At 38.6% G+C, this 24531-nt stretch carries 28 protein-coding genes; 18 read left to right on the top strand and 10 right to left on the bottom strand.

Translation table 11 applies throughout. The features are described from left to right. Positions 1-113 precede the first annotated feature (113 nt). On the bottom strand, positions 114-866 hold the full coding sequence (locus AC5KOD_RS15420; RefSeq protein ID WP_496915461.1) for a DeoR/GlpR family DNA-binding transcription regulator: 753 nt from the start codon (positions 864-866) through the stop codon (positions 114-116). A gap of 171 nt (positions 867-1037) precedes the next feature. Between AC5KOD_RS15420 and AC5KOD_RS15415 the strand changes: the two genes are divergently transcribed. From AC5KOD_RS15415 to AC5KOD_RS15355, 13 genes are all read left to right on the top strand, one after another. Next, positions 1038-1730, top strand: a complete 693-nt coding sequence (locus tag AC5KOD_RS15415; protein ID WP_496915460.1) for a ribulose-phosphate 3-epimerase — start codon at positions 1038-1040, stop codon at positions 1728-1730. A 4-nt stretch (positions 1731-1734) separates the two neighbouring features. Then, the gene (gene hxlB / locus AC5KOD_RS15410; protein ID WP_496915459.1) at positions 1735-2295 is read left to right on the top strand and encodes a 6-phospho-3-hexuloisomerase; all 561 of its coding nucleotides are present in this window, start codon (positions 1735-1737) and stop codon (positions 2293-2295) included. Next, entirely contained in the window at positions 2268-3485 is a 1218-nt protein-coding gene (locus tag AC5KOD_RS15405; RefSeq protein ID WP_496915458.1) for a mannitol-1-phosphate 5-dehydrogenase, read from the top strand. The genes hxlB and AC5KOD_RS15405 overlap by 28 nt, the downstream gene beginning before the upstream one ends. 3 nt (positions 3486-3488) lie before the next feature. Beyond that, entirely contained in the window at positions 3489-3929 is a 441-nt protein-coding gene (locus tag AC5KOD_RS15400; RefSeq protein ID WP_496915457.1) for a PTS sugar transporter subunit IIA, read from the top strand. 14 nt (positions 3930-3943) lie between these two features. Then, positions 3944-5395, top strand: a complete 1452-nt coding sequence (locus AC5KOD_RS15395; protein ID WP_496915456.1) for a PTS mannitol transporter subunit IIBC — start codon at positions 3944-3946, stop codon at positions 5393-5395. Between the two features lie 315 nt (positions 5396-5710). Then, entirely contained in the window at positions 5711-5956 is a 246-nt protein-coding gene (locus tag AC5KOD_RS15390; protein ID WP_496915455.1) for a GlsB/YeaQ/YmgE family stress response membrane protein, read from the top strand. Positions 5957-5996: 40 nt separating this feature from the next. After that, positions 5997-6194 carry a CsbD family protein gene (locus AC5KOD_RS15385; RefSeq protein ID WP_496915454.1) on the top strand — a complete coding sequence of 66 codons (198 nt, stop codon included), beginning with the start codon at positions 5997-5999 and terminating at the stop codon, positions 6192-6194. Between the two features lie 176 nt (positions 6195-6370). After that, positions 6371-6553, top strand: coding sequence for an NAD-dependent epimerase/dehydratase family protein (locus tag AC5KOD_RS15380; protein ID WP_496915453.1), 183 nt, complete (start codon positions 6371-6373; stop codon positions 6551-6553). A 122-nt stretch (positions 6554-6675) separates the two neighbouring features. Next, positions 6676-7071: an SDR family oxidoreductase gene (locus AC5KOD_RS15375; protein WP_496915491.1), complete on the top strand. Its 396-nt coding sequence runs from the start codon at positions 6676-6678 to the stop codon at positions 7069-7071. Positions 7072-7247: 176 nt separating this feature from the next. Further along, positions 7248-7883 (top strand): TetR/AcrR family transcriptional regulator, encoded by a 636-nt coding sequence (locus AC5KOD_RS15370; RefSeq protein ID WP_496915452.1) that lies wholly within the window; start codon positions 7248-7250, stop codon positions 7881-7883. 76 nt (positions 7884-7959) lie between these two features. After that, positions 7960-8688: an ABC transporter ATP-binding protein gene (locus AC5KOD_RS15365; RefSeq protein WP_496915451.1), complete on the top strand. Its 729-nt coding sequence runs from the start codon at positions 7960-7962 to the stop codon at positions 8686-8688. Then, positions 8681-9385, top strand: a complete 705-nt coding sequence (locus AC5KOD_RS15360; protein ID WP_496915450.1) for an ABC transporter permease — start codon at positions 8681-8683, stop codon at positions 9383-9385. Before AC5KOD_RS15365 ends, AC5KOD_RS15360 begins: the two co-directional genes overlap by 8 nt. Positions 9386-9403: 18 nt before the next feature. Continuing rightward, positions 9404-10369 carry an alpha/beta hydrolase gene (locus tag AC5KOD_RS15355; RefSeq protein WP_496915449.1) on the top strand — a complete coding sequence of 322 codons (966 nt, stop codon included), beginning with the start codon at positions 9404-9406 and terminating at the stop codon, positions 10367-10369. A 171-nt stretch (positions 10370-10540) separates the two neighbouring features. Here the strand turns inward: AC5KOD_RS15355 and AC5KOD_RS15350 are convergent, their stop codons facing one another. From AC5KOD_RS15350 to AC5KOD_RS15325, 6 genes are read right to left on the bottom strand one after another with little or no spacing between them, the layout of a single operon-like run. After that, positions 10541-11479, bottom strand: coding sequence for a sugar-binding transcriptional regulator (locus tag AC5KOD_RS15350; protein WP_496915448.1), 939 nt, complete (start codon positions 11477-11479; stop codon positions 10541-10543). A 53-nt stretch (positions 11480-11532) separates the two neighbouring features. After that, on the bottom strand, positions 11533-12594 hold the full coding sequence (locus AC5KOD_RS15345; protein ID WP_496915447.1) for a 2-hydroxyacid dehydrogenase: 1062 nt from the start codon (positions 12592-12594) through the stop codon (positions 11533-11535). Positions 12595-12599: 5 nt separating this feature from the next. Then, positions 12600-12896 (bottom strand): PTS sugar transporter subunit IIB, encoded by a 297-nt coding sequence (locus AC5KOD_RS15340; RefSeq protein ID WP_496915446.1) that lies wholly within the window; start codon positions 12894-12896, stop codon positions 12600-12602. 22 nt (positions 12897-12918) lie between these two features. Beyond that, positions 12919-13398, bottom strand: a complete 480-nt coding sequence (locus tag AC5KOD_RS15335) for a PTS sugar transporter subunit IIA (RefSeq protein ID WP_496915490.1) — start codon at positions 13396-13398, stop codon at positions 12919-12921. Position 13399: 1 nt separating this feature from the next. Continuing rightward, on the bottom strand, positions 13400-14437 hold the full coding sequence (locus AC5KOD_RS15330) for a zinc-binding dehydrogenase (protein WP_496915445.1): 1038 nt from the start codon (positions 14435-14437) through the stop codon (positions 13400-13402). After that, a complete protein-coding gene (locus AC5KOD_RS15325) occupies positions 14437-15834 on the bottom strand; it encodes a PTS galactitol transporter subunit IIC (RefSeq protein ID WP_496915444.1) in 1398 nt (465 codons plus the stop codon). Before AC5KOD_RS15325 ends, AC5KOD_RS15330 begins: the two co-directional genes overlap by 1 nt. A 216-nt stretch (positions 15835-16050) precedes the next feature. On the opposite strand from AC5KOD_RS15325, the gene AC5KOD_RS15320 reads away from it, so the two are divergent. Genes AC5KOD_RS15320 through AC5KOD_RS15305 form a run of 4 tightly spaced genes read left to right on the top strand, consistent with a single transcriptional unit; the run spans position 16051 to position 19346 of the window. After that, entirely contained in the window at positions 16051-16728 is a 678-nt protein-coding gene (locus AC5KOD_RS15320) for an L-ribulose-5-phosphate 4-epimerase (RefSeq protein ID WP_496915443.1), read from the top strand. A 22-nt stretch (positions 16729-16750) separates the two neighbouring features. Then, positions 16751-17656, top strand: a complete 906-nt coding sequence (locus AC5KOD_RS15315) for a thiamine pyrophosphate-binding protein (protein WP_496915442.1) — start codon at positions 16751-16753, stop codon at positions 17654-17656. A 27-nt stretch (positions 17657-17683) separates the two neighbouring features. Then, positions 17684-18673, top strand: a complete 990-nt coding sequence (locus AC5KOD_RS15310; protein WP_496915441.1) for a transketolase family protein — start codon at positions 17684-17686, stop codon at positions 18671-18673. A 31-nt stretch (positions 18674-18704) separates the two neighbouring features. Further along, positions 18705-19346, top strand: coding sequence for an L-fuculose-phosphate aldolase (locus AC5KOD_RS15305; protein ID WP_496915440.1), 642 nt, complete (start codon positions 18705-18707; stop codon positions 19344-19346). 506 nt (positions 19347-19852) lie between these two features. On the opposite strand, the gene AC5KOD_RS15300 is transcribed toward AC5KOD_RS15305, so the two are convergent. Then, entirely contained in the window at positions 19853-20797 is a 945-nt protein-coding gene (locus AC5KOD_RS15300; RefSeq protein ID WP_496915439.1) for a TraB/GumN family protein, read from the bottom strand. Positions 20798-21060: 263 nt separating this feature from the next. Between AC5KOD_RS15300 and AC5KOD_RS15295 the strand changes: the two genes are divergently transcribed. Continuing rightward, complete coding sequence (locus AC5KOD_RS15295; RefSeq protein ID WP_496915438.1) at positions 21061-21465, top strand: pyridoxamine 5'-phosphate oxidase family protein; 405 nt, start codon at positions 21061-21063, stop codon at positions 21463-21465. 203 nt (positions 21466-21668) lie between these two features. On the opposite strand, the gene AC5KOD_RS15290 is transcribed toward AC5KOD_RS15295, so the two are convergent. Beyond that, on the bottom strand, positions 21669-23102 hold the full coding sequence (locus tag AC5KOD_RS15290; RefSeq protein ID WP_496915437.1) for a 6-phospho-beta-glucosidase: 1434 nt from the start codon (positions 23100-23102) through the stop codon (positions 21669-21671). 18 nt (positions 23103-23120) lie between these two features. Continuing rightward, positions 23121-24470 carry a PTS sugar transporter subunit IIC gene (locus AC5KOD_RS15285; protein ID WP_496915436.1) on the bottom strand — a complete coding sequence of 450 codons (1350 nt, stop codon included), beginning with the start codon at positions 24468-24470 and terminating at the stop codon, positions 23121-23123. Positions 24471-24531: the final 61 nt, after the last annotated feature.

Genomic DNA, 24531 nt, shown 5'->3' with positions numbered 1-24531 from the left:
AAGTGGCACGATTCTTGCGATTGTAAAGGCCCTCTCTACTTAGCATATTTTGCTGAGTTGGAGAGGGCCTTTATTTTTCAACTATAATAGCTTGATAATATAGTTGAAAAATCCTAATGATTAATAACTGTTATTCGTTGTTTAGCGAAATCCTGACATAATTTTTCATCGGCATTTTCGGTAATTAAATAAGTTAGGGTGACTGCTGGGGTAACAATATTTTTGCTGACGGTGCCTAGTTTATCGGCAGTTATCAAGCCAATAGTTTCAGTTGAAATATCAGCCATTGCGCGTTTCACTTGTGCTTCAGTGATGGTTGGAACACTGATTCCCATCTGAGAATCGATGTTATGGATCCCCATAATATATGTATCAGCACGTAGTAATTGCAATGTTTGAACGGTTTCAATCCCCAAGTTAACCATCGATTCTTTGTATAAAATCCCACCTAACATCATGACCTCTATATTAACATGATGCTCCAAAGCGATAGCAATAGGCGGACTATTAGTGATGATAGTCGCTCGGAAATCAAGTGGCAGACATTTTGCTAATTGCACATTTGTTGTGCCGCCATCAATGATAATAACAGACCCTTCTTTTAAATAAGGTAGGGCTTTTTTTGCTAGGGTCCGTTTTAAGTCACTGGAAACATTTTTTCTATACGAAAAATCAGTGACTGGGGGCCCCACCTTTAGTGCACCGCTATGGACTCTTCTGACTAGCCCTTTTTGGTCTAGTTCTTTTAGATCTCTTCTAATAGTATCTTCAGACACATCAAAACGCTGACTTAGGTCACTTGCAATCACTTTATTTTCTTCAGAAATCAACTCGATGATTTGCTGTTGTCGCTCTTCTTTTAACACGATCTAATAAGCACCTCCTGTAGAATGATTTAAGTATATCACGAGTGTGCTTGTTTGTGTTGGTTTTTACTTATTTAAGCATATATAGGCATAAACATGTGCATGTTTATATTGACTTGTGATTTGAATGGGGTTACAATGTAAGAGAAATATGAGAAGGAGGAACAAAAGATGACAAAAATAATGCTGTCACCATCCGTTATGTGCGGTAATTTAACAAATTTGGAGGAAAGTCTAAAAGAAATAGAGGCATCAGGAGTTGATGCTTTGCATATTGATTTAATCGACGGCTCGTTCAGCCCGGCTATGCCGCTTGGGATTGATACCATTGCAAAAATGCGCAGTTGTTCTAAGATGAGATTTGATGCACATATCATGTCTTTAGATAACGAGTTCTACATTCAAGAGCTTTTAAAGATAGGGATGGAGCATGTTTCATTTCATTATGAAAGTAGCCTGCATATTGATCGCTACATTAAGTTGATTAAAGCTAGTGGCGCAACTGTCGGTGTCGCTTTAAATCCAGCTACTTCTCTATCTGTCTTAGATTATATTCTTCCTGAGATTGATATGGTGGTACTGATGCTGATAAATCCCGGCTTTGCAACGGATAAAAGCGAAACTCAAGTTTCCTTTGCCGAGCAAAAGGTTCGAGATTTGCGGAAACTGATTGATGATAGAGGTCTGCAAACAAGCATTCAGGTCGATGGTCGAGTGTCACTTGCAAGTATCCCGGGCCTAGTTAAAGCTGGGGCAGATAATTTAGTGTTAGGTAGCACAAGTTTATTTATTGCAGGTCACACATTAGCAGAAAATAGAGCGAAGGTTCAGCAGGCTGTTGAAGCTGGTTTATTGGAGGGATAAAGCGATGGTTTCTTATTATGAAATTGAAAAGGCGATTACTGATGAGGTAAGTTTAACACTGGCAACAATTGACGAAAAGGAGGTCCAACAGTTAATTGAAGCAATCAAGGAAGCAGAGCAAGTCTTTTTTGTCGGAGTTGGTCGAGTTCTTTTATCCTTAGAAGGAATCGCTAAAAGATTGGCCCATATTGGCATTCAAACAGTGGTGGTCGGGCAAATTACAGAGCCTGCTATTACGTCAAAGGATTTATTGATTGTTGGGTCAGGTAGCGGTGAGAGCACCTTTCCTAAAGCTATTGCAGCCAAAGCCAAACAATTTGAAGCAAGGGTTGCTCATATTGGCTCCAATCCGACTAGCTCGATGAGAGAATTTGCTGATATTTTTGTTAGAATTCCAGTAGCGACGAAGCTGTCTTTGCCAAATGAAGTCCCATCTGTCCAACCAATGACAAGTTTATTTGAGCAAAGTTTGTTATTACTTGGTGACACAATCGCATTAATGCTGATTGAAGAGCAGGCAATTGATATGAAAGCCTTATGGCAGTATCACGCAAATTTAGAATAAAGAAAGAAGTGGCGAAAATGAAAGCAGTCCATTTTGGAGCAGGGAATATCGGCCGTGGATTTATTGGAGCGGTACTGAGTGATAATGGGTATGAGGTTTGTTTTGTCGATGTCGATGCTCAATTGATTGCGGAACTAAATCAGAACAACTCTTATCACATGGCGGTAATAGGTGATCCTTTACAGATTGCTACTATCTCACCAGTGACAGCGCTTAATAGCTTGGTTGATGAGGAAGAAATCATTAAGAAAATAGTGGAAGCTGATTTAATCACAACCTCAGTCGGTGTCCCAAATTTAAAGAGAATTGCGTCTCTTTTAGCGAGAGGACTTCAACAACGAGCAGAAGAGGGCAAGCTGATTGATGTGATTGCCAATGAAAATGCGATTAATGCGACGACTTTGCTAAAAGAGGAGATCCGACAAGTTCGATCACCTGCTAATATGGCACTGATTGAGTCATACACGGGTTTTGCTAATTCAGCGATTGATCGGCAAGCATTGTCAACGGAGTATGAAGGCAAGCTGATCCCTTTAGTTGAGGCGTATTTTGAATGGGTGATTAATCAAAGTGAGTTGAAAAATCGGTCATTGCCTCAATTAAAAGGCGCGACCTATGTCGAAGAGCTACTACCATTCATTGAAAGAAAATTATATATCGTGAATGCAGGTCATGCTGTGGCGGCATATACAGGACAATTGTTCCATAAGGAAACGGTTCAAGAGGCTTTGGCTGATCCACGGATAGCAACATTTGTGAGACATGTGATGACAACAAATAGTCAGTATTTGTTAGCTAAGTATCAAATGGATCGGGAGGAACTTCAACGATTTATTGATAAAACATTGCGTCGTCACAGCGATCCATCTGTTCATGATTTGGTGACGCGTGTTGGTCGCTCACCGATTCGTAAGCTGGGTCATGATGAGCGGTTGATTGCGCCTTTGATAAAACTGGCTCAGTATGACTTGCCTTATGAGTTTTCAGTAAGGGCAGTTGCCGTTTTATTGCAGTATCAGGATAATACTGATTCAGAAGCGGTGGAGTTAAGCGATAGTATTGAAGAAGTTGGTATAAAAGAAACCTTAAGAACCTATAGTCAATTAAACGATGAAATTCTTCTATCTCGTATAGAGGCAGTGTCAAAAAGGATTGAAGGTCATAAGGAATTAATAGTTGAGGAGGTATAAAAAATGTTAGCTAACTATCTAACAGGAAATATCATGTTTGAGACCTCATTCCCAACATGGGAAGAGGCGATCGAAAAAGCGGCACAGCCCTTGCTTGACTCTCAATCAATTACGCCAGCCTATATTAAGGGAATGATTGATAATGTTAATGAAAATGGTTCGTATGTGGTTATTTTACCTGAGGTCGCGATTCCTCACGCTCGTAAAGAGTTTGGGGCACTTAAAACAGGTTTGACATTTTTACAATTGAAAGAGCCAGTGATCTTCCCTGATAATAAACCCGTGAAACTCTTAATGGTTTTAAGTTCGGAAACAAATGATGGGCACCTTTCTATGTTGGGAGAACTGGGCATGGCATTGATTGATGAGATAGTTGTGCGTGGATTGAAAGAAGCTAAAACGGAGAAGGAAGTTCTGGCTCTCATTGAATCTGCTGAGGACTAAAAAGGAGAATAGAGATGGAACAAACAAAAAATAGTGAAGTAAAAAAAGTTTCAGGGCGAGCTAGAGTTCAAGCCTTTGGTGGTTTTTTGACCAATATGGTTTTACCTAATATCGGTGCGTTTATTGCGTGGGGATTACTGACGGCTCTTTTTATCCCGACTGGCTGGTTCCCAAATGCCTATTTGAATGAGTTAGTAGGACCGAGTATATCTTACCTACTCCCTCTACTTTTAGCTTATTCAGGCGGTCGCATGGTCGGCGGGCAACGAGGTGCAGTATTAGGCGCTTTAGGTACAATGGGCTTGATTATCGGATCAGGCATCCCGATGTTTTTAGGTGCGATGATTGTCGGGCCATTAGGCGGATTTATCATGAAAAAAACTGATAAATTTTTGGAAGATAAGATTCCTGCTGGCTTTGAAATGGTGATTAATAATTTTTCGATTGGTATCATAGGTTTCTTATTGATGATTGTGTCTTATGTTGTGATTGGCCCGACTATTGAAGCGGCCAACGAGTTTGTGACTAAAGCGATTGAAGCACTCGTAGCGACAGGCTATTTGCCATTGTTATCACTTATTAATGAACCAGCAAAAGTATTATTTTTGAATAATGTCATTGATCAAGGGGTCTATTATCCGTTAGGGATGCAGCAAACTTTAGAATTTGGCAAATCCATTTATTTTATGGTAGCGTCTAATCCTGGACCCGGTCTAGGTTTATTATTGGCTTACAGCTTCTTCGGTAAAAAAGCTGCCAAAAGAACGGCTCCTGGTGCAATTATTATTCATTTTCTTGGTGGGATTCATGAGATGTATTTTCCGTATGTGTTGATGAAACCTATCACGATTGTTGCGATGATTCTCGGTGGAGCATCAGGTACAATGACCTTTCAACTGCTGAAAGTTGGTCTGGTAGCGGGTCCAAGTCCTGGCTCGATTTTCTCATACTTGGCCTTAACACCTAAAGGTAATTTTCTAGGGGTGATTGCGGGTGTGCTAGTAGGAGCGATTGTATCATTTGTTGTAACAGCCATTATTTTGAAAGCCGATAAATCTGATGATGAAAATGATGATGAGGCCTTTGAAGCATCAGTTGAAAAGTCTAAAACGATGAAAGCCGAAGGGAAAGAAGTTGTTGCAAAAGTAACAACAGATACAACGGATACGAGAGGCTATCAAAAAATTTCATTTGCTTGTGACGCAGGGATGGGTAGTAGCGCGATGGGCGCGACAACCTTTAAACAACGATTGAAAAAAGTTGGAATCACTGATATTGAAATTAAGCATTATCGAATTGAAGATGTGCCCCAAGACAGTGATTTAGTTGTGATTCATAAGAATTTGGCTGAACGATTGCGCAGAGTAAACAATCGAGCAGAAATTGTTGAAATCGAAAGTTACTTACAAGATCCCGTTTTAGATGAATTATTTGAAAGAGTGACTTCAGCTCAGGCAAAAGAGTAAGAGTGTTCGGTTAATACCCCGTCAACTATTAGAAATAAGGCTGATAGTTGACGGGGTTATTTTAGGTATGAGATTAGGCAGTAGTTTTAATTCTCACAATTCGTTTATTTAAACGTCCATTAATAAGTAAAAAATAAGATAATGGATGTAATCTTATATATATGATTAAACTGCGATATAACTGTTCTTTAAGGTGGTTGTTTGAAAGACTTTGAGCACGATTTATCCTTTGTTATTATTATTTCTAAGTCGTTTTAATTTAAAGCACTCCGATTTGCGTGTAGAATTAACTATATCAAGAAGGAGTGGGGAAAAATGTCATTTATTTGGTCATTAATTGTTGGAGCAATAATTGGAGCAGTAGCAGGTAGTTTAACAAAAAAAGGTGGATCAATGGGATGGATTGCTAATATAGCAGCAGGCCTTATTGGCTCATCAATTGGGCAAGCGTTATTTGGTAGTTGGGGTCCGAGCTTAGCTGGAATGGCACTAATTCCGTCGATTTTAGGGGCAGTGATTCTAGTAGCAGTAGTCTCATTCTTTTTTAGCCGAAGCAATTAATAGTAGCTATATTTTTTCTTAAAACGAAGGAGGAATTAAAATGGTAAACAAAGACGAAATCAAGGGCAAAGCAAATGAAACAATCGGTAAAGTAACAGGTGATGAAAGTAAAGAGTTAAAAGGAAAAGCACAAGGTTTGTTTGGTAAAGCCAAAGACAAAATCGAAGATGGCTTTGAAGCGGTTGAAGAAAAAGTCGAAGATGTTGTTGATAAAATGAAACATAAAGAAGAAAAATAATTGTTAAGTTAAAGACACTAAAAATAGTGAGTAAGGTATGCGATTAGATACCTTATTCACTGTTTTTTTATTTTTGAAAGGATAGCGGGTTAAAGCGGCTTTGATCATTCATTGTTTCGGTATGAAGCAAGTGTTATACTGATGACATAAAATTTGAGTGATATTGGAGGGGCAAGATGACTAAACCAGTTGCAGTAGTGACAGGGGCAAGTAGTGGTATTGGGAAAGCTGTCATGGAAAAATTATTAGAAGAGTCTTATGATGTTTTGGGGAATGGGCGAACGATCTATTCTAGCTGTACGTCACGAAGTGGGTTACTTTTGAATAATGAAGACCTATTGAAAGCAGAGACATCTTAATACTTATTAGCGGAAGTATTGGAGAAATGGGGGAGATGCGATGTTCTATTTGTCAATGCAGGCACGATTGAATCTGCTGATATTGCCACAATTAATATTGATAAAATGTGTGAAATGGTTAGATTGAAAGTGGAAATGTCATTTCGGTTGATTTATACATTTTTAAAGTTCTTCAAAAAAATAATTGTGGGCACATTATTATTACTTCAAGTGTTATGGGGACTAAAACTAGGGAGCATTCAGGCGCTTATGGTGGCTGTAATTATGCACTAGAGGCTCTAGCAGAGTCGCTTAGAATGGAGCTAGCGGATACTGATATTAAGCTGACCTGTATTGAACCTGGATTGGTAGAAACAAAGCTGCATAAAGACTGGGAGATCCAACCTAAAGAGTTATTAGGAATTTCCCATGCGTTATCACCCCAAGATATTGCTGATTGTGTGAGTGATATTTTAAGAAAGCCAAGTCATATCAGAATACCTAAGTATATGATCTTGCCGAAGGGGCATAAAATATAAGCTGTAAGCCAAGGTGCGATATAGACTAATTAAGTCCACTGACTTAGGTTGTTAGTGGATTTAATTGTTTTGGTAATTGATAATCATAAGAAATAATAAAAAAGTACTTGACGGTATTTTTAAGTCGTGATATATTTTATATACAGACCAGCGGTTTGTATTGAGGAGAGGTTAAAATGGCTCGAAATAAATACCCAGAAAAAACAGTTGAAAAAATACTAACAGTTGCCCAAGCTTTATTCTTTGAAAAAGGGTATGATAACACAACGATGCAAGATATTATTAACGGAGGGCTGAGCAAAGGCGCCATTTATCATCATTTTAAATCAAAACAAGAAATATTTGAAACGATCATGAGTCGATATGATGGCAATGGTGAAGAGCTTAAACAAGTGATAGCGGATGAGTCGTTGACAGGATTAGAAAAATTACAAGCACTCTTAACCGTTACTATAGAAAGTAAAGAGAAACGAAAGATGGTCTACTCAGCTCGCTCATTATTTGAAGATCCTAAAGTATTTGGAGAACTTTACCAAATGAATCATCGTTATATGGTGCCACAGATCAAAGAAATGATTGAGGTAGGGATAGCAGATCAATCGATTCAAACGGATTATCCAAATGAAATAGCTGAGCTAGTTGTAGAGTGCTTTAGTATTTGGATTGGCACCAGACTTTATGAAGTTTCGAGAACAGATTTTATTCGAAAAATTAGCTTTTATCAAGGTATTTTTAAGTATTATGGGGTAGATTTAATTAATGAGAAATTAGAAGAAACAATCATCAATTTTTATGATGAAATCAAAGAATAATTAAGTTGTTAACTAACAACTTATTATTTTTAACAGATACAAACCGATAGTCTGTATTAAAGGAAGGAAGAAAAACATGCAAATAATTATTGATAATGTCTCAAAAACATATGGTGAAACAGCTATTCTCAAAGGGTGTTCTTTAACAATTGCAAAAGGAGATGTCTATGGTTTATTAGGGAAAAATGGTGCAGGAAAGACAACTTTATTCAAATTAATTGCTGGACTACAATCACCGACAAGTGGTCAAGTCACGGTTTTGGGACAAAAACCTTTGGATAAGAGTCGTCATTTATTACAAAAAATTGGGACAACAATCGAACAGCCCAAGTTTTATCAACAATTGACGGCTCAAGAAAATTTAGAATTACACCTTGCGTACATGGATAAAGAGGTGCTTGCGATAACTGAAAAGATTCGGGCGGTGATGAAGGCAGTCGGCTTAGATCCAGATAATCGAAAAGCTGTTTCAACCTATTCGATGGGGATGAAGCAACGATTAGCAATTGCGAGAGCGATGAGTCATGAGCCGCAGGTGTTGTTGCTAGATGAGCCCTTAAATGGATTAGATCCACGAGGCATGCGAGAAATGAGAACCTTGTTTGATAAGTTATCAAATAAAGGAATGACGATCTTATTTACAAGCCATATCTTATCAGAGATGTTAGCTGTTGCTAACAAGATTGGGGTTATTTTTGATGGAGAAATAATGGCGGAAAAGACGAGAGAAGAATGGGCGTCATATGCTACTGAAGAGTTAGAGAACTATTTAATCGATCTAATGGAGGGAAAAACTAATGTCTAAATTATTAAAATTGGAAGTAAAAAAATTAACAAGCAAGTCTTTTATTATCACTACAGGAATCATCACGGCAGGAATTTTGGCCTTTACTTACTTCTTTGCTTTTGTTTCATACGTTAAACCAGAAGAATTAGCCGCTAATCCAAGCCTGTCTACCTATTCGTATGTCTATCAGATGACGACCTTGTTAGGTGTGGTTTCCTTTAGTATCTTTTCAGCAGTCATATTTTCTCGCTTTATTATCGAAGAGTATCAAGGTGAAAGTGTTTATTTATTATTTTCGTACCCAGTTAATCGCGGCAAACTATTTACAGGGAAATTGTTGCTAGCACTGTTTATCACCTTTGTTAGTACTTTATTATCATTGATTGTAGCAGTCGTTTTATTCCAAGTTGGCGAACGACTATTTCCAATAGTTCAAGATACGTTTAGCTTTTCCGAAGCAAGTGGCTTACTAGTGAAAATAGTAGGGTTAGCACTGATTACACCCTTAATTGGTACATTATCAATGGCGATTGGCTTTCGTAAAAAGTCAACGCCAGCGACGATTGTGTCAGCGATTATTTTAAGTGCCTTAGTCTGTAATATTCTAACTTTAGGTGCTGCCGTTGCGTTGTGGGCAGTATTAGCAGGACTAATCGTCATTAGTTTAGTTGTTGTATTGAGTTTGAAGAAAAAGATTGGCCAAATGGAAGTCTAATTAAAGGAGACGTTGAAGATGGGAACAACCCTAAATTATCAAAAAGAATTCGTTACGATTAACGGCAGTCGACAAGGAATGTTCATTGTCGAAAATCAACCAAATCAGCCAGTCATCTTATTTCTTCATGGGGGACCAGGTAGCCCAGAATACCCCATTTTTCAATCCTTATTACCAAAAAATTATTTGGACTCATTTACAATTTGTTACTGGGAGCAACGCGGCGCAGGACTTTCAGTCAATCAGTCTGAGCTTTCAGAGCAGCAGCTTTTGGCCGATACGATTGAGGTTACGAGGTGGTTATTAGAGAAGTACCAGCAGGAGAAGGTTATTTTAATGGGGCACTCTTGGGGAACCTATTTGGCAATCCCCGCATTAAAAAGCTACCCGCAGTTGTTTAGCGCGTACGTTGGGATTAGTCAAATGGTCAATTTACGTGAATCAGAGCGATTAACCTATCATTTTTTATTAGAGAAAACGAAAAACACAGGAAATCAGCGCTATTTCCGCTTATTGGCCAAACAAGACCCCACCTGTGAGACATTTCCAAGTCCTCATTATTTAGGCAAAATTAAGGAGCCTCTACTAGCCAAATATCATGTTGGGCTAACTCGAAAGCCTTTTTCTGTTGGGAAGATGATGGCGCGTTTACTTCGATTTAAAGGGTATACGACTAAGGAAAAGGTTAATTTTGTTCGTGGCTTATCTTCAGGAGCAGAGTTGATTGAGCAAATGAAAGAAAAAAACTTTATATCTGAAAAGTTGCAGCTGGAGATGCCGGTCTATTTGTTTCATGGGGCACATGATAAGCAAGTGTCATTAGAATTAGCGGAACAATTTTTTGAATGTTTGACGTGCCCTGAAAAAAAGTTTTATGTGTTTGAGCAGTCAGCCCACATGCCTCATATTGAAGAAGAAAAAGCTTTTTCGGATAAAGTCACGGCTCTATTGTACGTGGATAGATTAAATTCAACGAAAGTATAAATAAAATAGTGACGCAATGTTACTCATTGGAGTTTTCCAAAAATTGTAACTATTTATGTACTGCTTACCTACATACCGGAGATTGATATAGTCTCTGACACGCAAATAACTAAAAAGATCGAGATGCTTGCTAAGGTATCTCGATTTTTTTACTAGTTTAAAAATATACTCTTATCTAATGGCTAATAATTCTTTTGCTAATTCTTCATCACAGATCAATGTATTTATAAATTGCCCACGCAATGCTCCTAACGTAGCTTTCGCGCGTTCTTTTGACGCCACAGCCCCGATACTAATGGGAGTGGCTTGTAAAACAGCTAATTCATTTGCAACAGGATACTTCCCTGAATACATGATTTCTTTCCCGTCAACGTCATAAACTCGGCCCATAATTGTCCCGACGGCGCCTTTTGCGAGAAAATCACTTAAATCTTGATTTGTTAATAATCCTTCAGCAAACAACGTATTAAACTGAACCTGCATATTGCCAATTCCGTTGTATGCAACATACATTTTCCGAGCAATTTTAAAATTGTTTTCGATTTGATTTTGACGGGCTAGTTCCTCTTGTAAAACTTTACTGTCTACATAGGCAGGGGAGTTAAAAAAATTGTAAGCTCCTCCTAACTTCTTGCTTAATCTAAAGACAAGCTCATTTCCGTCTTTTCGTGTTCCGTTAGAACCTAGACTGCCGTTTAACTGTAAGGTAGAAGTGTTTGGTAAAGAAAAATCTGGAAAATATTGAACCATCATCTCAGCCGCTCGTCCCCATGAAATCCCAACTATCAGATTATCTTCGGCTATTTCAGCAATATAATCCGCGGATACTTTGCCAATCATATCCATATTAAATTTATAGTCACCTAAATCACGGATAACGATGACATCTTTCAAATTAAATGTTTCAACAATTTCTTCTGATAATTCCCGATTCATTTCAAAAGGTGCTTCGATCGATATATTGACAATCCCAGATGCCCTAGCTTCTTCAAGCATACGTGAAATAGATGGGCGAGAGACGCCGATAATTTTAGCAATTTCACTTTGATTCATTTGTTGTATATAGTAAAGTTCAGCCACTTTCAATAGTAACGGTACATTATTTGCCATTAAATTCAGTCCTTATGTTTTATAAGTATAGTATAACACGGTTTCAATTGAAGCTAAAACAAAAAACCGAGCAGAGCTCGGTTTAACCTAAAATCTAAAGCATGAATATCCTTTTTTTGCTCCGCAAGCTTCTCAACCAATAATTTAGGCGAATGTGGAATAGCCAGAGCAGTGTCGCCAGCAATGTGTGGTGTCAACGTAACATTATCCAGTTCTAAAAGTGGATGATGTTCTGGTAGGGGTTCTTCCCAAAAAACGTCAAGAGCTGCGCCAGCAATTACACCGTGAGATAAGGCATCAATTAAAGCGGATTGATCGATTGCATAAGCGCGACTTGTGTTTATTAAAATACTAGTTGACTTCATCTTTTTAAAACTTTCCTCATCAAACAACGGTACTTGATTTGGTTCCATCCTGATATGGATGCTGATAATATCTGAATACTGAAGTAACTCATCGAAAGACTGAGGAGTTGCCTTATCAGCTAATTTCAATAATTCGTCTCGGGAATAGAATGGATCGTAAACTCCGACAGCTACATCTAATGCTAACAGCTTTTTAGCGATTAGCTGACCGATACTCCCTAACCCTACAATGCCGACTTTTAAATTGCGGATGACGTCAATCTGATCAGAGTTGGAGAATTTTTTTATCCAACGTTGATTTTTAATCTCATAATTTCCCCGAGAGATATTACGAGTCTCTGCTAAGATAAGACCTAACGAAAAGTCTGCAACAGGTTCTGCATTGCGAATGACATTGACAAGTGGGATGTTTCTTGTCTGTGCGGTAGGTGAAATATGTTCAATGCCTCCTCGACAAGTTCCAATCAATTTTAACTTTGTTGCTTTTTCAATCATAGTCTGATTAATCGGACAAAAATGGGTAAAGATTGCATCAACTTCATCAATGATGTCAACTAAACCTTGTGGGATTGAGATATTCTCAGGCCCTCTTTTTTCAACCAAACTACTCGCTTTTTGAAATTCCTGCATTGTTTCAGGGTACCAATCAAAACCTGAAAATTCTACTTCTTCAAGCCATGGTAAGAGCTGAAGCTGTGATATGAAATAATCAGTTGAAACATGGATATCGCCAATGACAGCTACTTTCATTCGGTTTAACCTTGCAATGCCTTTAATGCCTGCTCAATAAATGTTTCTTCATCTAACCCTGTCAATAAACCTACCGAATTTATTTGTGGTAAACCTTCGGCATCAGCCGGATCAATCGGGCTTGTAAAAGCGACTAGATCGATTCCCCCGTTTGCTACAGCGCCCTTAACTTGACCTGGATTGACTTCAAGAATTTCCACTTGATAGTCGTGTTCGCTTAATAAATCAATTATTCTTTCTCCCACCATTGCAGAGCTTACCGTGCCTGATCCGCATACTGAAAGTACTTTTATTTTTTTCATCATTGTTCTCCTACCTTCTTTCTCATTTTGGTAATGCTAAACTACTCATCGCGTGCTCAACCTCTTCCGTTGTAATCGCGCCACTAATTTTGATTAGTTTTTCTTCATCTTGTAAGAATTTCATTAATTCTCTTAATAGTGCTAGTTGTTTTTTAGGGTGCTCCATTGCAAGCGGAAAAAATAATTGACACTCTAGCTCAACCTCAGGACTCCCCATCATTAATACTTTTATCGGTTTATTTGTGATAACGACACCAATACTGGAGCGGTTAACATGATCCGAATCGGTATGGGGGATGGCAATGTTACACCCGCTAGCTGGCAAGCCGGTAGGGAATATTTTTTCTCGTTGGATTACTGCGTCAACATACGAATCTTTTACAATCCCTTTTTCCATAAAACTTTTACCAATAAGTTGAATAACTTCTTCGAATGTTTCTGCATCTGAGCTTAAATGGATGCATTCAGTTTCGATTAATTTTTCTTCTGACAAGTGTGTCACCTCACAATTCATTTGGCTGTAGGACAACCTTTATTTCAGTCCCATTGATTACATCTTCGATTGCCTGTTCCCATTGTTCTAACGGGTAAACTTTAGTGATTAATTTTCGTGCATCTATTTGCTTGTTTTTCATTAGATCTAATGTTATTCGCCAAGTAGAAGGTTTTTGAGACCGTGACCCAATAATCTTCATTTCTCTTTGAACAATCGAGTTTAAATCTAATAGGTTATCATTTTGAGCGAATACTCCCATCTGAACTAACGTGCCTTTTTGTTTCAAGTAATCAAAGCTATGAACAATGGCTGGAGCAGCTCCTGAACATTCAAAGCAATAATCTGCTCCTATTGTTGTTGCTTCCTTAATTAGCTTAACCGCATCTTCAGTCTGGCTATCGATAATGATATCTGCTCCTAATTTTTTAGCTATCTCTAACCGCTCTTGATCCTTGGTAATTCCTAAAACAATCACCTTCGCCCCTAAACCTTTTAAGACTTGAGACAAGCATAGTCCAATTGGTCCAGGGCCAATAATGACAGCTGTTTCGCCAGCTTTAACGATTGTTTTTTCCATCGCTGCATGAACGCCACAAGCGATCGGTTCCGTAATTGATGCTTCAAATAGCGAAATACTTGGATCCAGTATGTGGACACTTTCTTCACGACTCAAGACAAACTCTGCAAAGCTCCCATTAACTTGCGTTCCGATTCCTTTGCGATTCAGACATAAATTGTATTCTTTGTTACGACAATTCTCGCAAGTACCGCAGGTGTCAAAAGTTGTTTCACTTGTAACGAAGTCTCCTACTTTCACGGTCGATACACATTCTCCAATAGCTTCCACGACACCTGAAAACTCATGTCCAAGTACTATTGGAGTTTTCAATCGGTCGTATTCCCCTTTAAAGCCATGGATATCGGTACCACAAATCCCTGTATAGATGACTCTGATTAAGATTTCTTGATTTACAGGGACAGGTGTAGCGATTTCTTGTAACACCATTTTATTATAACCAGGTTCGGTTTTAACTAATGCCTTCATTAAACCACCTTCTCCATTACAGGATATTCCCCTTCGATGAAGTTCCATACTTTTTCTTTGTTACGTTTGAACAAGAAGTAAGAGGCAAAATAAACAACAATCACAAGCCCCATAATAAAGTAATTACCAGACAGGAACGCTAGGAAAATAAGCGCCATAACAGGATTGTTTAAAATACCAAAGCTTGTAATCATCATTGCGCCCTCAGGGATCGAAACACCTACTTGAGCTGCTACTTCTGTAAAATATGGTGCGGTAAAAGTACACACATACAATCCTATCGAAAACCAAATTGCACCGGAGATAATCCCTTTAAAAATATTTCCTTTCGATGAGCAAATAATCATTTCTACCATATAAGGTAGTGCAATTAAATCCACAAGAGGCAGAGTCTGATTACCAGGTAAGATAATTGCCAATAATACCATAATTGGGATTAAGATTAATCCAGTCATTAAGGTTGCTGGCTCACCATAACCCACTGCATCGTTAACGGAAAGGGCCCATTTGCGACCACTCCCGCTATCTTTAGCAGTTTTTTTACTTGCATTTGTTAAACTTGTGAATGCGGAAGCAAAAATGCTAGCCACTCGAGGAAATATTGCCATAACAGCAGCTGTCGCTAGTCCGACAGTAAAAATATTTCCCCATCCAGCTATGGTTCCAAGATTTTTGATATTGCCCATAACCCCGATCGCAAGACCTAAAAACAAGCCTAGTGTGACGGGTTCTCCAAGAAAACCTAAGCGTTTTTTTAAGGTGGCGGGATCCCAATTAATCTTATCGGCCCCTAATTTACTAAGCAACCAGTTCATAAAAATAGCATAAGGCACGCTGGAAACATGGTGAGGAGCTGTCAATGTGGTCCCTTCTAAATTATAGTATTTAGCCCAACGTTTTGAGATCACTTCGCCAAATAGTAAGACATATAAGTTCTGTACAATCATACAGGACATCGCCAACGCCATGTTATTCGTAATTAAATAAAGCATTGATCCCCAAACCATAAAAGAGTAGTTATTCCACATGTCACTTGGCATAAATACGTCGGTCCATTTTAATAGAAATAGACCTACTTGAAGTATTAATCCTACCACTAAAAAGATAACACCGACTTGAGTTGAGTACGCAATAACCGATGTTGCTTGCCACCCAGTATCAAAAACAGGTAAATTAATCCCTGTTTGTTCCACCATATTATTAATAACTGGCGTGATAATTGGAACGAAAGAATTAATGATCAAGTTAAAACCTGTCAAGCCGATCCCGGCATTCAACGCTGATTGAAATGCCCTTTTAGGCTCCACCTTCAGAAATAACGCTACAATAAATAGCATTATCGGGACAACCACAGCTGCTCCAAAGGAATTTAATATATTTTGCAATAAGTCCAACATTATTTTTACCTCCTCTTTTTTTATGAAACTTAGAAAAAACTTATGAACTTAGGTACAATTTACCATGTCGACTCCATTTTAGTCAAGCGTTTTTTGTAAACGCTTATAAATGTTGTTTTTATAGTCTTTTTATTTTTTTTTAGATGTTTGTAAATCATTATTCCAAGTTATTTTTTTATTTTTGGTGTTTACATTTGTTCTTTGTTGTGGAATAATGTGCATAAAGAGAAGGAGGTAGAATTTATGCTAGAAGATTTGAAACAAACAGTTCTTGAGAATAATCTCGCCCTACCCAAAAATGGTTTAGTGCTTTGGACTAGCGGTAATGTTAGTGCCCGCGACCCTATCAGCGGGTATGTGGTCATCAAACCTAGTGGGATTCAGTTCGATGATTTAAAAGTAGAAGAGATGATTGTTGTCGACTTAGAAGGGAATGTGATTGAAGGGGAATTAAAACCTTCTGTTGATACTGAATCCCATCTATATGTGTACCGAAACTGTCCTGAAGTCATGGGAATCACTCATACCCACTCACCTTACGCTACTACTTTTTCAATCCTAGGTGAGGATTTGCCTATTTACACGACAACGTCAGCTGCTGTTTTTGGAGGAGACATTCCAGTTTCTGAAATTGCTGCGGTTGGTGAAAAAGCAATTGGTGAAGAAATTGTCCGGTGTTACAAAAGGAACAATTGTCCGGCAATTTTACTCAAAAATCATGGCGTTTTTACTGTGGGGGAAACTTCAACAAGTTCATTAAAAGCCGCAGTTATTTTAGAAGAAACTGCTCAGAGCGTTTATTTTGCCAGATCAATTAAAAAAGAACTTACCCCATTAGACACAACTTACGTCGAAGAAGTTTACAATTTCTATCAAAACAATTACGGACAATAGTCGCTTTGGAAGGAGAACACAAATGTCAAAAGAACTTACTACATCTGATATTCAACAAGCAGCAAATAATATTAGAAAATACGTTTTGAAACTAACTTTAGAAAAAAATGGTTGCTACTTATCTCAAGCATGCTCTTCAGCAGAATTATTTGCCACAATGTACTTAAGAATCTTAAATTTAACCGAAAGCCGTGCACCTATGGACGCGCAAAAATTTCCTGGCACGCCTTCCAAGAATAATATGAATTACATTAAAGGGGCAGATTATCATGGTGATATGTCAGCTCCTTATGATCGTTTCTTTATTTCGCCAGCCCATTACGCCGCTCCTGTTTACGCCGCTTTAGTCGAAGCAGGTCGTCTAGCGCCTGATGCATTAGACAAATTCAATCGTGATGACTATGCGATGGAAATGATCGGAGCTAACCATACACCAGGATTTGAGAACGCTGCCGGAACATTGGATCAGGCAATTAGCGTAGCCGGTGGAACAGCTCACGCCCGCAAGCTTCGCAACGAAGAAGGTAAAATTTATGTGATGATGTCTGATGGGGAGATGCAAGAAGGACAACTTTGGGAAGCTATCCAAGCCGCTTCTTTTTATAAATTAGATAATCTTGTCTTAGTTGTCGATATTAACGGCCAACAAGTAGAAGGGTTAACAGATAACATCATGAATATTGAACCTTTAGATAAACGCTTCGAGTCTTTTGGTGCAAAAGCAATTAAAGTAGATGGCCATGATATTGAAGCAATTAGCCATGCAATGACTCAAGGGGAGAAAGGCAAGCCTTTAGTGGTTTTATCCTATTCTAACCCTGCCCAAGGTATCAATTATTTAGAAGAAAGAAAACCAATTCTTCACTTTGTGAGATTTAAACAGGGAGAAGAATTCGATAAATACAAAAAATTATACGAAGAAATGTAAACTAGCAGAGTTTGAAAGGAGAACACAATGAAAGTTGAAGCAAATGTTCACTCTAGAAATATGATCGAATACGCAAAAAAACATGACGATGTCTTAGTTATGTCTGCCGATTTAGGAACCTCTTGTGAAATAAAAGAATTCGCTCAAGAGCTACCGGAAAAGTACCTATCTATGGGGATTGCAGAACAAAATATGCTTGGTTGGGCTGCGGGATTAGCTCAAGAAGGGTTTCGGCCTTTCTTACATACTTTTGCGGTCTTCTTATATAGACGCCCTTTAGATCAACTAGAAATGTCGATTGCGTATCCAAATTTACCAGTTTCTTTACTAGGCTTCGTACCAGGGATTACCACCCCAGGCGGCGTGACTCACCAAGCAATTGAAGACGTTGCGATTATGCGGGCCATTCCAAATATGAGTATTATTGACTGCGGTGACGCAACGGATGTCGATGCTGTGTTAGATATGTGTCGCGAAATCAATGGGCCTGTTTACGTCAGAATGTTACGTGGAGAAGTACCGCGTCTTTTCAACCCATCTGAACCAACGGAATTTAATAAAGGACGAGTTATTTCTGAAGGGACAGACATTACGTTGTTTACAAGTGGAATTTGTACCGAGGAAGCGATGCGGGCAACGGCGTGGTTGAAAGCACAAAATATTTCTATCCAACATGTTCACATCACGACGTTAAAACCATTTACTGATCCGCTTGTTATTGAGTCAATAAAAAAAGCGAAATTCGGTGTTGTAACGATGGAAAATCATACGGTTATCGGCGGTTTAGGGACTGCAGTTGGTGAAGTCATGTTAGAGAATCAACTCATTAAAAAATTAGTTAAAGTTGGGATTAATGACGAATGGACTCACGGTGCGTCAAAACCATATCTTATGAAAAAATACGGACTAGATGTTACTTCATTGATTGCAGCAGTTGGTGAAGCACTCGGAAGAGATTTACACTTTACAGAAAAAGATTTGGAAGGAATACGTCTAGAAGATAATGATCGAGTCTAAACAAGCTAAATATAGTAAGAGAGGAACAAGTATGAAATTTGAAGATGAACGTCAAAAAATTGTAGATTTTGGTAAGCGACTCATATCGGAAAATCTCACAACTGGAACAGGTGGGAATATTAGTATTCGCATTAAGGATGAGGAGATGCTATTAATTAGTCCAAGTGGTATTCCGTATGGCGAAACTAATGTGGCTGATATCGTACTAATGGATTTTTCAGGTAACGTCATCGAAGGTCAGCGTAAACCGTCTAGTGAATACGATCTCCACAGTATATTTTATAAACAACGGCCAGATATTCACTCCGTCATTCATACTCATTCAGAATATGCCACTACACTCGCTTGTCTACACCAAGAGATCCCGCCATTCCATTACATCATTGGAGGGATAGGTAATAGTGTAAGATGTTGTGCCTATCAAACATTTGGCACAGCTGAACTAGCGGAGGAAGCTTTTAAATCCATTGAGCAAGATAATGGCATCCTTTTAGGTAATCATGGCGTTTTAGCAATTGGCCCTGACTTAGAAAAAACGTTTGCTATTGCAAGAGACATTGAGTTTTTAGCTAAACTTTATATCAGAGCTAAAATCTTAGGTGAACCAGTGACCTTAACTAAAGAGCAACTGGAAATTTGCGTAGGAAAATTTAAAGATTATGGACAACAATAAGGAAATTTCTTCAGAAAATTTAAAAATCTATCTACAAAAATAAAACGCGTTAATAATTTAATAAGACCTCCTTTGATACTTAGATTAGTAAGTGGAATAGGGGGTTTTTATTGTCGAAAGAAAATTCAATTGTCCATGTAGTGCTTACAGATAACCTTAAAGCATTACATTGGGATCGAAAAGGGGGCTTACTTTTTAAACGTTTTGAAATTGGCAAACTCGAATGGCTGAGAAAGGGAGAGCGAGGTTGCTGACTGATCAAGGGTTAAGGTGGCTTTTAGAAGTCCCCTGAAACCTTTGAGGAATTGCCAATCTTCCACTCCGATCTCTACTATTCTAAAGCCGACTTTTAATTTTTTAATGCTTTAACATTTAGAAGTTAATATTTTGGGGTGAGTCAAAGGTGTGAGACAGTGATTGTCCCCAACTAACTTAACCTAAGCCCTTTAATCATTTTGTTTGATTGAAGGGCTTAGGTTATATGAGTAAAAGTTATATTTAAAGGATTAATCGAAGGTTACTAGTTTCACCTCGTATCCCTTCTGTTTTAGCAGCTCAACTAACCCTTTATCTTCAATTAGGTGAGCGGCGCCGACAGCGATAAAACTTTGATTTTTCTTTTCTAAATGAGCCGGTAGTTTTTCTGACCAAGTAAGGTTTCGTGAGTGGTTAATAACCTCATTTTGTTCATCGGTTGTACCAGAAGTGTCTAGCTTTCCGTCAATATATGACTGAATAGCGCCGAGGTTACTTGAGGATTTAGCATTGTCTTCTTTCGTTAATAGCGTATCCACCCACTGATTTATGTCCTCAGGTAAGTCATATGCTTTGGCCATAATTTCTGTTTGAAAGTCAGTCGTTTCCAGTGGAATATTCGTTTGCTTTTTATTCTTTAAATGATAAGTAGTTAACTTCGCATCGACTCCATTTTCACTTGCAGCTTGCAAGTCCATTGTAGGGTCCTCTGACATCGCTGCAGTAAAAAGCATCATGTAAACGCCGTAACGACTGAGAGTCGCGACATCATCTTCCGCTATGTCATAGCTTGCTAAAACGGTTTGATATTTTTTTCGACTGGCTTCCGACATATCAGTAGTTAGTGGAACATCTGTCATCATCAGTGCCATGGTTTTTTCTTCATCTACAGTGTTATTTTTTTGATCCACTGAGACCTCGGTAATGAAGTTATCACTTTTTTCGAGGTCAGTGATAATTTTTTCAGGGAAAGGATACATCTCGGGTTTTCCCATATGAATCGTTCCAAGAAGATGTCCTTTTACTTCTCCATCTTTTGTAATTTCGTAGTAAGGCCACTCGACCTTAACGGAACTTTTTTCAACAGATTTGCTTGTTGACTCATCAGATTTATTCGCCTGACTCTTATTTTGAGAACAGCCTGCGATCATTAAACTTGTTAACGCGATGAGTGTGATACTTAACCATTTTTTCATTATAGCGCCTTCTTTCTTTTTTTCTTCATTCAATATAACAAGTTGATAAGGCTAGCAGAGACCTATTTCCCAAACAGTCATATTTTGCTACTGAACGGAAAGTAGAGGTGAGAGAAGATACTTTTTTACAATTATTATAGAATTTAATCTAGATAAAAATTGTAGTAAGAATAACAATCAAATTATCTACCCTTTCACATTAACGATGGCGGGTGAAAGAATTCCTTGCTATAATAGAGCTGTAACTAAAGGAGGAGCGCTCAATGAAAAACCATTCTCGTTTATTAAGTTTAGTTCATCACAGTAAAACATTTCTTGTCAGTACCATTGACGAGCGGAATTTTCCAATGACCAAAGCGGTATCTGCGCCATTAAGAAAAGAAGGATTACAACAATTGACGTTTTATATCGATGATCTAAGTGAAACGGCGGATAATGTCCGCAAAAACTGTCAAGGCTCAGTGTTTTGTTTCGATGATTGTGAGCACGAAAGTTTGATGTTGGGTGGTAATTTTGAGTTGCTTTCATTTTCGGAAGCTGACTATGAAACAGACGATTTGTCGGCGTATCAACGGTCTCTTGTTTACGAGAAGCCAGTATTGTTGCAGTTTACAACGATTTTTGCAAAGGCTCATTTGGATAAGGAAACGAAGCGATTTATCTTTTAAGAACTGAAAACGGAGCTGTGACAAAAGTCGTTTTGCTCCGAGCAATCTCGAAGAACACGAACAATTGGCAATTTCGATTGCTCGTGTTCAGAGAAATTGTCGAGAGAGCAGACTTTTGGAACACGTTTATCGTACAATATATGTGAAATGGAACTGGGGCGTGACTTATGTCTCAGCTTCGTTTTATTTATCTGTTAATTAGCTTATAACTCTTGGCCGTTACTAGCAATGATTTGTTGATACCAGCTAAATGATTTTTTTCTGTAGCGTTTAAGTGAGCCGTGGCCATTATCATCTCGATCGACGTAAACAAAGCCATAGCGTTTGGACATTTCCCCCGTACTGGAGCTGACTAAATCAATACAGCCCCAGCTAGTATAGCCCAAGCACTCGACGCCATCGGCTATTGCTTCTCTAACCGCTAATAAATGATTACGGGTATAATCGATGCGGTAGTAATCATCCACAGTCCCATCTGCCTTCAAGACATCCTTGGCACTTAAGCCATTTTCAACTATGAACAAAGGCTTCTCATAGCGGTCGTATAAATCATTCATTGTGATTCGCAAGCCCATTGGGTCAATCTGCCACCCCCACTCAGTCCGTTCTAAGTATGGATTTTTGAGGCTGGCAAACACATTGCCCTCTGTACTTTCTTTATCACTTAAATCACCACTTGTTAAGCGCGAGGAATAGTAGCTAAAGGAAACAAAGTCAACGGTATTTTCAGCTAAAATCTGTAAATCACCTGTGGCCATTTCTAGCTGAATGTCATGCTCTTTAAAGAAACGTTTAGCAAATTTTGGATAGCACCCTTTGGATTGAACATCGATAAAGAAATAATTGTTGCGGTTGGCTTCAATCGAGGCCCAAATGTCTGTCGGATTGCAGCTATAGGGATAATAGGAGGCCCCAGCCAGCATGCAACCGATTTGAATGTTTTTATCCGTTTCATGAGCTAGCTTTGTCGCTAAGGCAGAGGCCACAAGCTGATGATGGGCGCTTTGATATAAGACTTGCTCGGGATTTGTTTCTTCAGAAATATCTAAAGCACCACCGAATAACGGGATGTGTAAAATCATATTGATCTCGTTAAAGGTTAGCCAATACTTAACTTTCCCTTGGTAACGAGTGAAGAGAACACGGCAATAATTTAGATAGAAGTCGATGAGTTGCCGATTTTTCCAGCCACCATACTTCACCATCAGAGCAACTGGTGTATCAAAGTGATTAATTGTGACTAAGGGCTCAATGCCGTAGTTTAAACACTCATCAATGACTTGATCGTAAAAGGCTAAGCCAGCTTCATTAGGCTCTGTTTCATCGCCGTTAGGAAAGATCCGCGCCCAACAAATTGAAAAGCGAAAGGTTTTAAAGCCCATTTCAGCCATCAAGGCGATGTCTTCTTTAAAATGATGATAAAAGCCAACAGAGTCGTGGCTAGGATAGTAATTATAGGTCTTTTCTAAGGCTTTGAGAGGTGCTGCCAAAGCTTCTTTACGTCCATTTTTAGCATCAGGTAAGATATCAACAGGCGATAGACCTTTACCGTTTTCCAAATAAGCCCCCTCAGATTGATTGGCAGCTAAGGCGCCACCCCATAAAAAGTTTTCAGGGAATTTTAGTGAATCTGTCATTGGCTCAGTCTCCTTTGTTTAAGCGGCGGTTTCGTCTAAAACAGCTTTTTTATCTAAAATTTTGATGAAAGGCAAGTATAAGAATGCGCTCAAGACAATAATGACGATTTGGAAAAGCGCCACACGCCACGAACCGCTGGCGGTGGAAATAAAGCCAGACATAATAACGGGTGTTCCTAAAGGAATGATAGTTGTTAGACGCGGTAGAATATTAATCACCGTTAACACATAAGCAAGAACTGAGACCACAATCGGTGATAAAACAAAGGGAATAATCATCACTGGATTTAAGACCATCGGTAAGCCGAAGATGACCGGCTCATTAATCCCGCAAAAGTTAGCGATGACTGATAGCTTCCCTAGAGTTTTGTATTGACTACTTTTAGCGAAAAAGACCATATAGAGACAAAGTCCTAGTGTTAAGCCTGAACCTCCGCAAATGGTATAGACTTGCCAGAAGGTTCTATTTAAAATATTCGGTAGTTCATATACAGAGACTCCGGCATTTAACGCATCGACATTGGCGTTGTTTAAAGAGGTCCACAACGGATAAAAAATGGGTAAAATAATAGCAGTCATTCCGTGAATACCTAAGCTCCAAAGTAATTGTGCAAAGAAGGCAGCGAAGATAAAGGACCAGATGTTATTTCCTAAAAAGTTTTCAATCGGTGCTTGAATAACGCTGTAAATACCAGATTGAATCCCTGTAACCCCCTCAATTGGAATAAGTGCAACTAGCCTATCAATTAGCATAAAGAAGATAATTGAAACAAAACCGGGCATGAGACCAGCGAAAGATTTGCCAATCGTTGGTGGCACTGAATCGGGCATTTTAATCATGAGATTTTTCGCTAAAAGAAAATCATATAACTTAGTCGAAATAAGGGCGACAAAAATGGCAACAAATAAGCCCTTTGCGCCTAACCATTCCATCGGTAAAAAAGTAGCTGCTGGAATTTCGACACCTTCTGAGACGGTTAGTTGATTAGCTGTCAGAAAACTTTGAATCGTTACGAGAGTGTTGCCAAAAGGAGTGACGGCCAAAAAGGAGAAAAGGGCAATCATACCTGCGACCCCTTGATCGCGGTTCAACCGTTTAGCAAAAGCGTAGGCAATAAAGAAGACAGCGTAAATCGATAAAATATCATTGGTGACCCTATTAGGTATAGTGAAAAAGTCTTTAAGGCCAGTAGATACGATAAAAGTTTGATAGCTGTCAATCGCCAAGTTATTCAAAAGCGAGAACATTGAACCGATAATTAGCACCGGCATTAGCATCATAAAGCCATCGCTCACCGAGCTTAGGTAGCTATTTTGAGAAATTTTCATAGCCCGTGGCATGATTTTCTCGTTAATTGTATTCATCATTTATTTTTCCTCCAAAAATCGTAGTAGGTGATTCGCTTACTTCTTGATTGTATACTCTTTC

This window comes from Vagococcus sp. WN80Y (assembly GCF_059621045.1).
Note: the sequence above shows the minus strand (reverse complement) of the source record. Positions and strands in the feature narration are given on the sequence as shown.

Excerpts from the sequence above, each read along its gene's own strand:
- AC5KOD_RS15415 (WP_496915460.1), top strand. The coding sequence starts at position 1,038 with ATGACAAAAATAATGCTGTCACCATCCGTTATGTGCGGTAATTTAACA.
- hxlB (WP_496915459.1), top strand. The coding sequence starts at position 1,735 with ATGGTTTCTTATTATGAAATTGAAAAGGCGATTACTGATGAGGTAAGT.
- AC5KOD_RS15405 (WP_496915458.1), top strand. The coding sequence starts at position 2,268 with ATGGCAGTATCACGCAAATTTAGAATAAAGAAAGAAGTGGCGAAAATG.
- AC5KOD_RS15400 (WP_496915457.1), top strand. The coding sequence starts at position 3,489 with ATGTTAGCTAACTATCTAACAGGAAATATCATGTTTGAGACCTCATTC.
- AC5KOD_RS15395 (WP_496915456.1), top strand. The coding sequence starts at position 3,944 with ATGGAACAAACAAAAAATAGTGAAGTAAAAAAAGTTTCAGGGCGAGCT.
- AC5KOD_RS15390 (WP_496915455.1), top strand. The coding sequence starts at position 5,711 with ATGTCATTTATTTGGTCATTAATTGTTGGAGCAATAATTGGAGCAGTA.
- AC5KOD_RS15385 (WP_496915454.1), top strand. The coding sequence starts at position 5,997 with ATGGTAAACAAAGACGAAATCAAGGGCAAAGCAAATGAAACAATCGGT.
- AC5KOD_RS15380 (WP_496915453.1), top strand. The coding sequence starts at position 6,371 with ATGACTAAACCAGTTGCAGTAGTGACAGGGGCAAGTAGTGGTATTGGG.
- AC5KOD_RS15370 (WP_496915452.1), top strand. The coding sequence starts at position 7,248 with ATGGCTCGAAATAAATACCCAGAAAAAACAGTTGAAAAAATACTAACA.
- AC5KOD_RS15365 (WP_496915451.1), top strand. The coding sequence starts at position 7,960 with ATGCAAATAATTATTGATAATGTCTCAAAAACATATGGTGAAACAGCT.
- AC5KOD_RS15360 (WP_496915450.1), top strand. The coding sequence starts at position 8,681 with ATGTCTAAATTATTAAAATTGGAAGTAAAAAAATTAACAAGCAAGTCT.
- AC5KOD_RS15355 (WP_496915449.1), top strand. The coding sequence starts at position 9,404 with ATGGGAACAACCCTAAATTATCAAAAAGAATTCGTTACGATTAACGGC.
- AC5KOD_RS15350 (WP_496915448.1), bottom strand. The coding sequence starts at position 11,479 with ATGGCAAATAATGTACCGTTACTATTGAAAGTGGCTGAACTTTACTAT.
- AC5KOD_RS15345 (WP_496915447.1), bottom strand. The coding sequence starts at position 12,594 with ATGAAAGTAGCTGTCATTGGCGATATCCATGTTTCAACTGATTATTTC.
- AC5KOD_RS15340 (WP_496915446.1), bottom strand. The coding sequence starts at position 12,896 with ATGAAAAAAATAAAAGTACTTTCAGTATGCGGATCAGGCACGGTAAGC.
- AC5KOD_RS15330 (WP_496915445.1), bottom strand. The coding sequence starts at position 14,437 with ATGAAGGCATTAGTTAAAACCGAACCTGGTTATAATAAAATGGTGTTA.
- AC5KOD_RS15325 (WP_496915444.1), bottom strand. The coding sequence starts at position 15,834 with ATGTTGGACTTATTGCAAAATATATTAAATTCCTTTGGAGCAGCTGTG.
- AC5KOD_RS15315 (WP_496915442.1), top strand. The coding sequence starts at position 16,751 with ATGTCAAAAGAACTTACTACATCTGATATTCAACAAGCAGCAAATAAT.
- AC5KOD_RS15310 (WP_496915441.1), top strand. The coding sequence starts at position 17,684 with ATGAAAGTTGAAGCAAATGTTCACTCTAGAAATATGATCGAATACGCA.
- AC5KOD_RS15305 (WP_496915440.1), top strand. The coding sequence starts at position 18,705 with ATGAAATTTGAAGATGAACGTCAAAAAATTGTAGATTTTGGTAAGCGA.
- AC5KOD_RS15300 (WP_496915439.1), bottom strand. The coding sequence starts at position 20,797 with ATGAAAAAATGGTTAAGTATCACACTCATCGCGTTAACAAGTTTAATG.
- AC5KOD_RS15295 (WP_496915438.1), top strand. The coding sequence starts at position 21,061 with ATGAAAAACCATTCTCGTTTATTAAGTTTAGTTCATCACAGTAAAACA.
- AC5KOD_RS15290 (WP_496915437.1), bottom strand. The coding sequence starts at position 23,102 with ATGACAGATTCACTAAAATTCCCTGAAAACTTTTTATGGGGTGGCGCC.
- AC5KOD_RS15285 (WP_496915436.1), bottom strand. The coding sequence starts at position 24,470 with ATGATGAATACAATTAACGAGAAAATCATGCCACGGGCTATGAAAATT.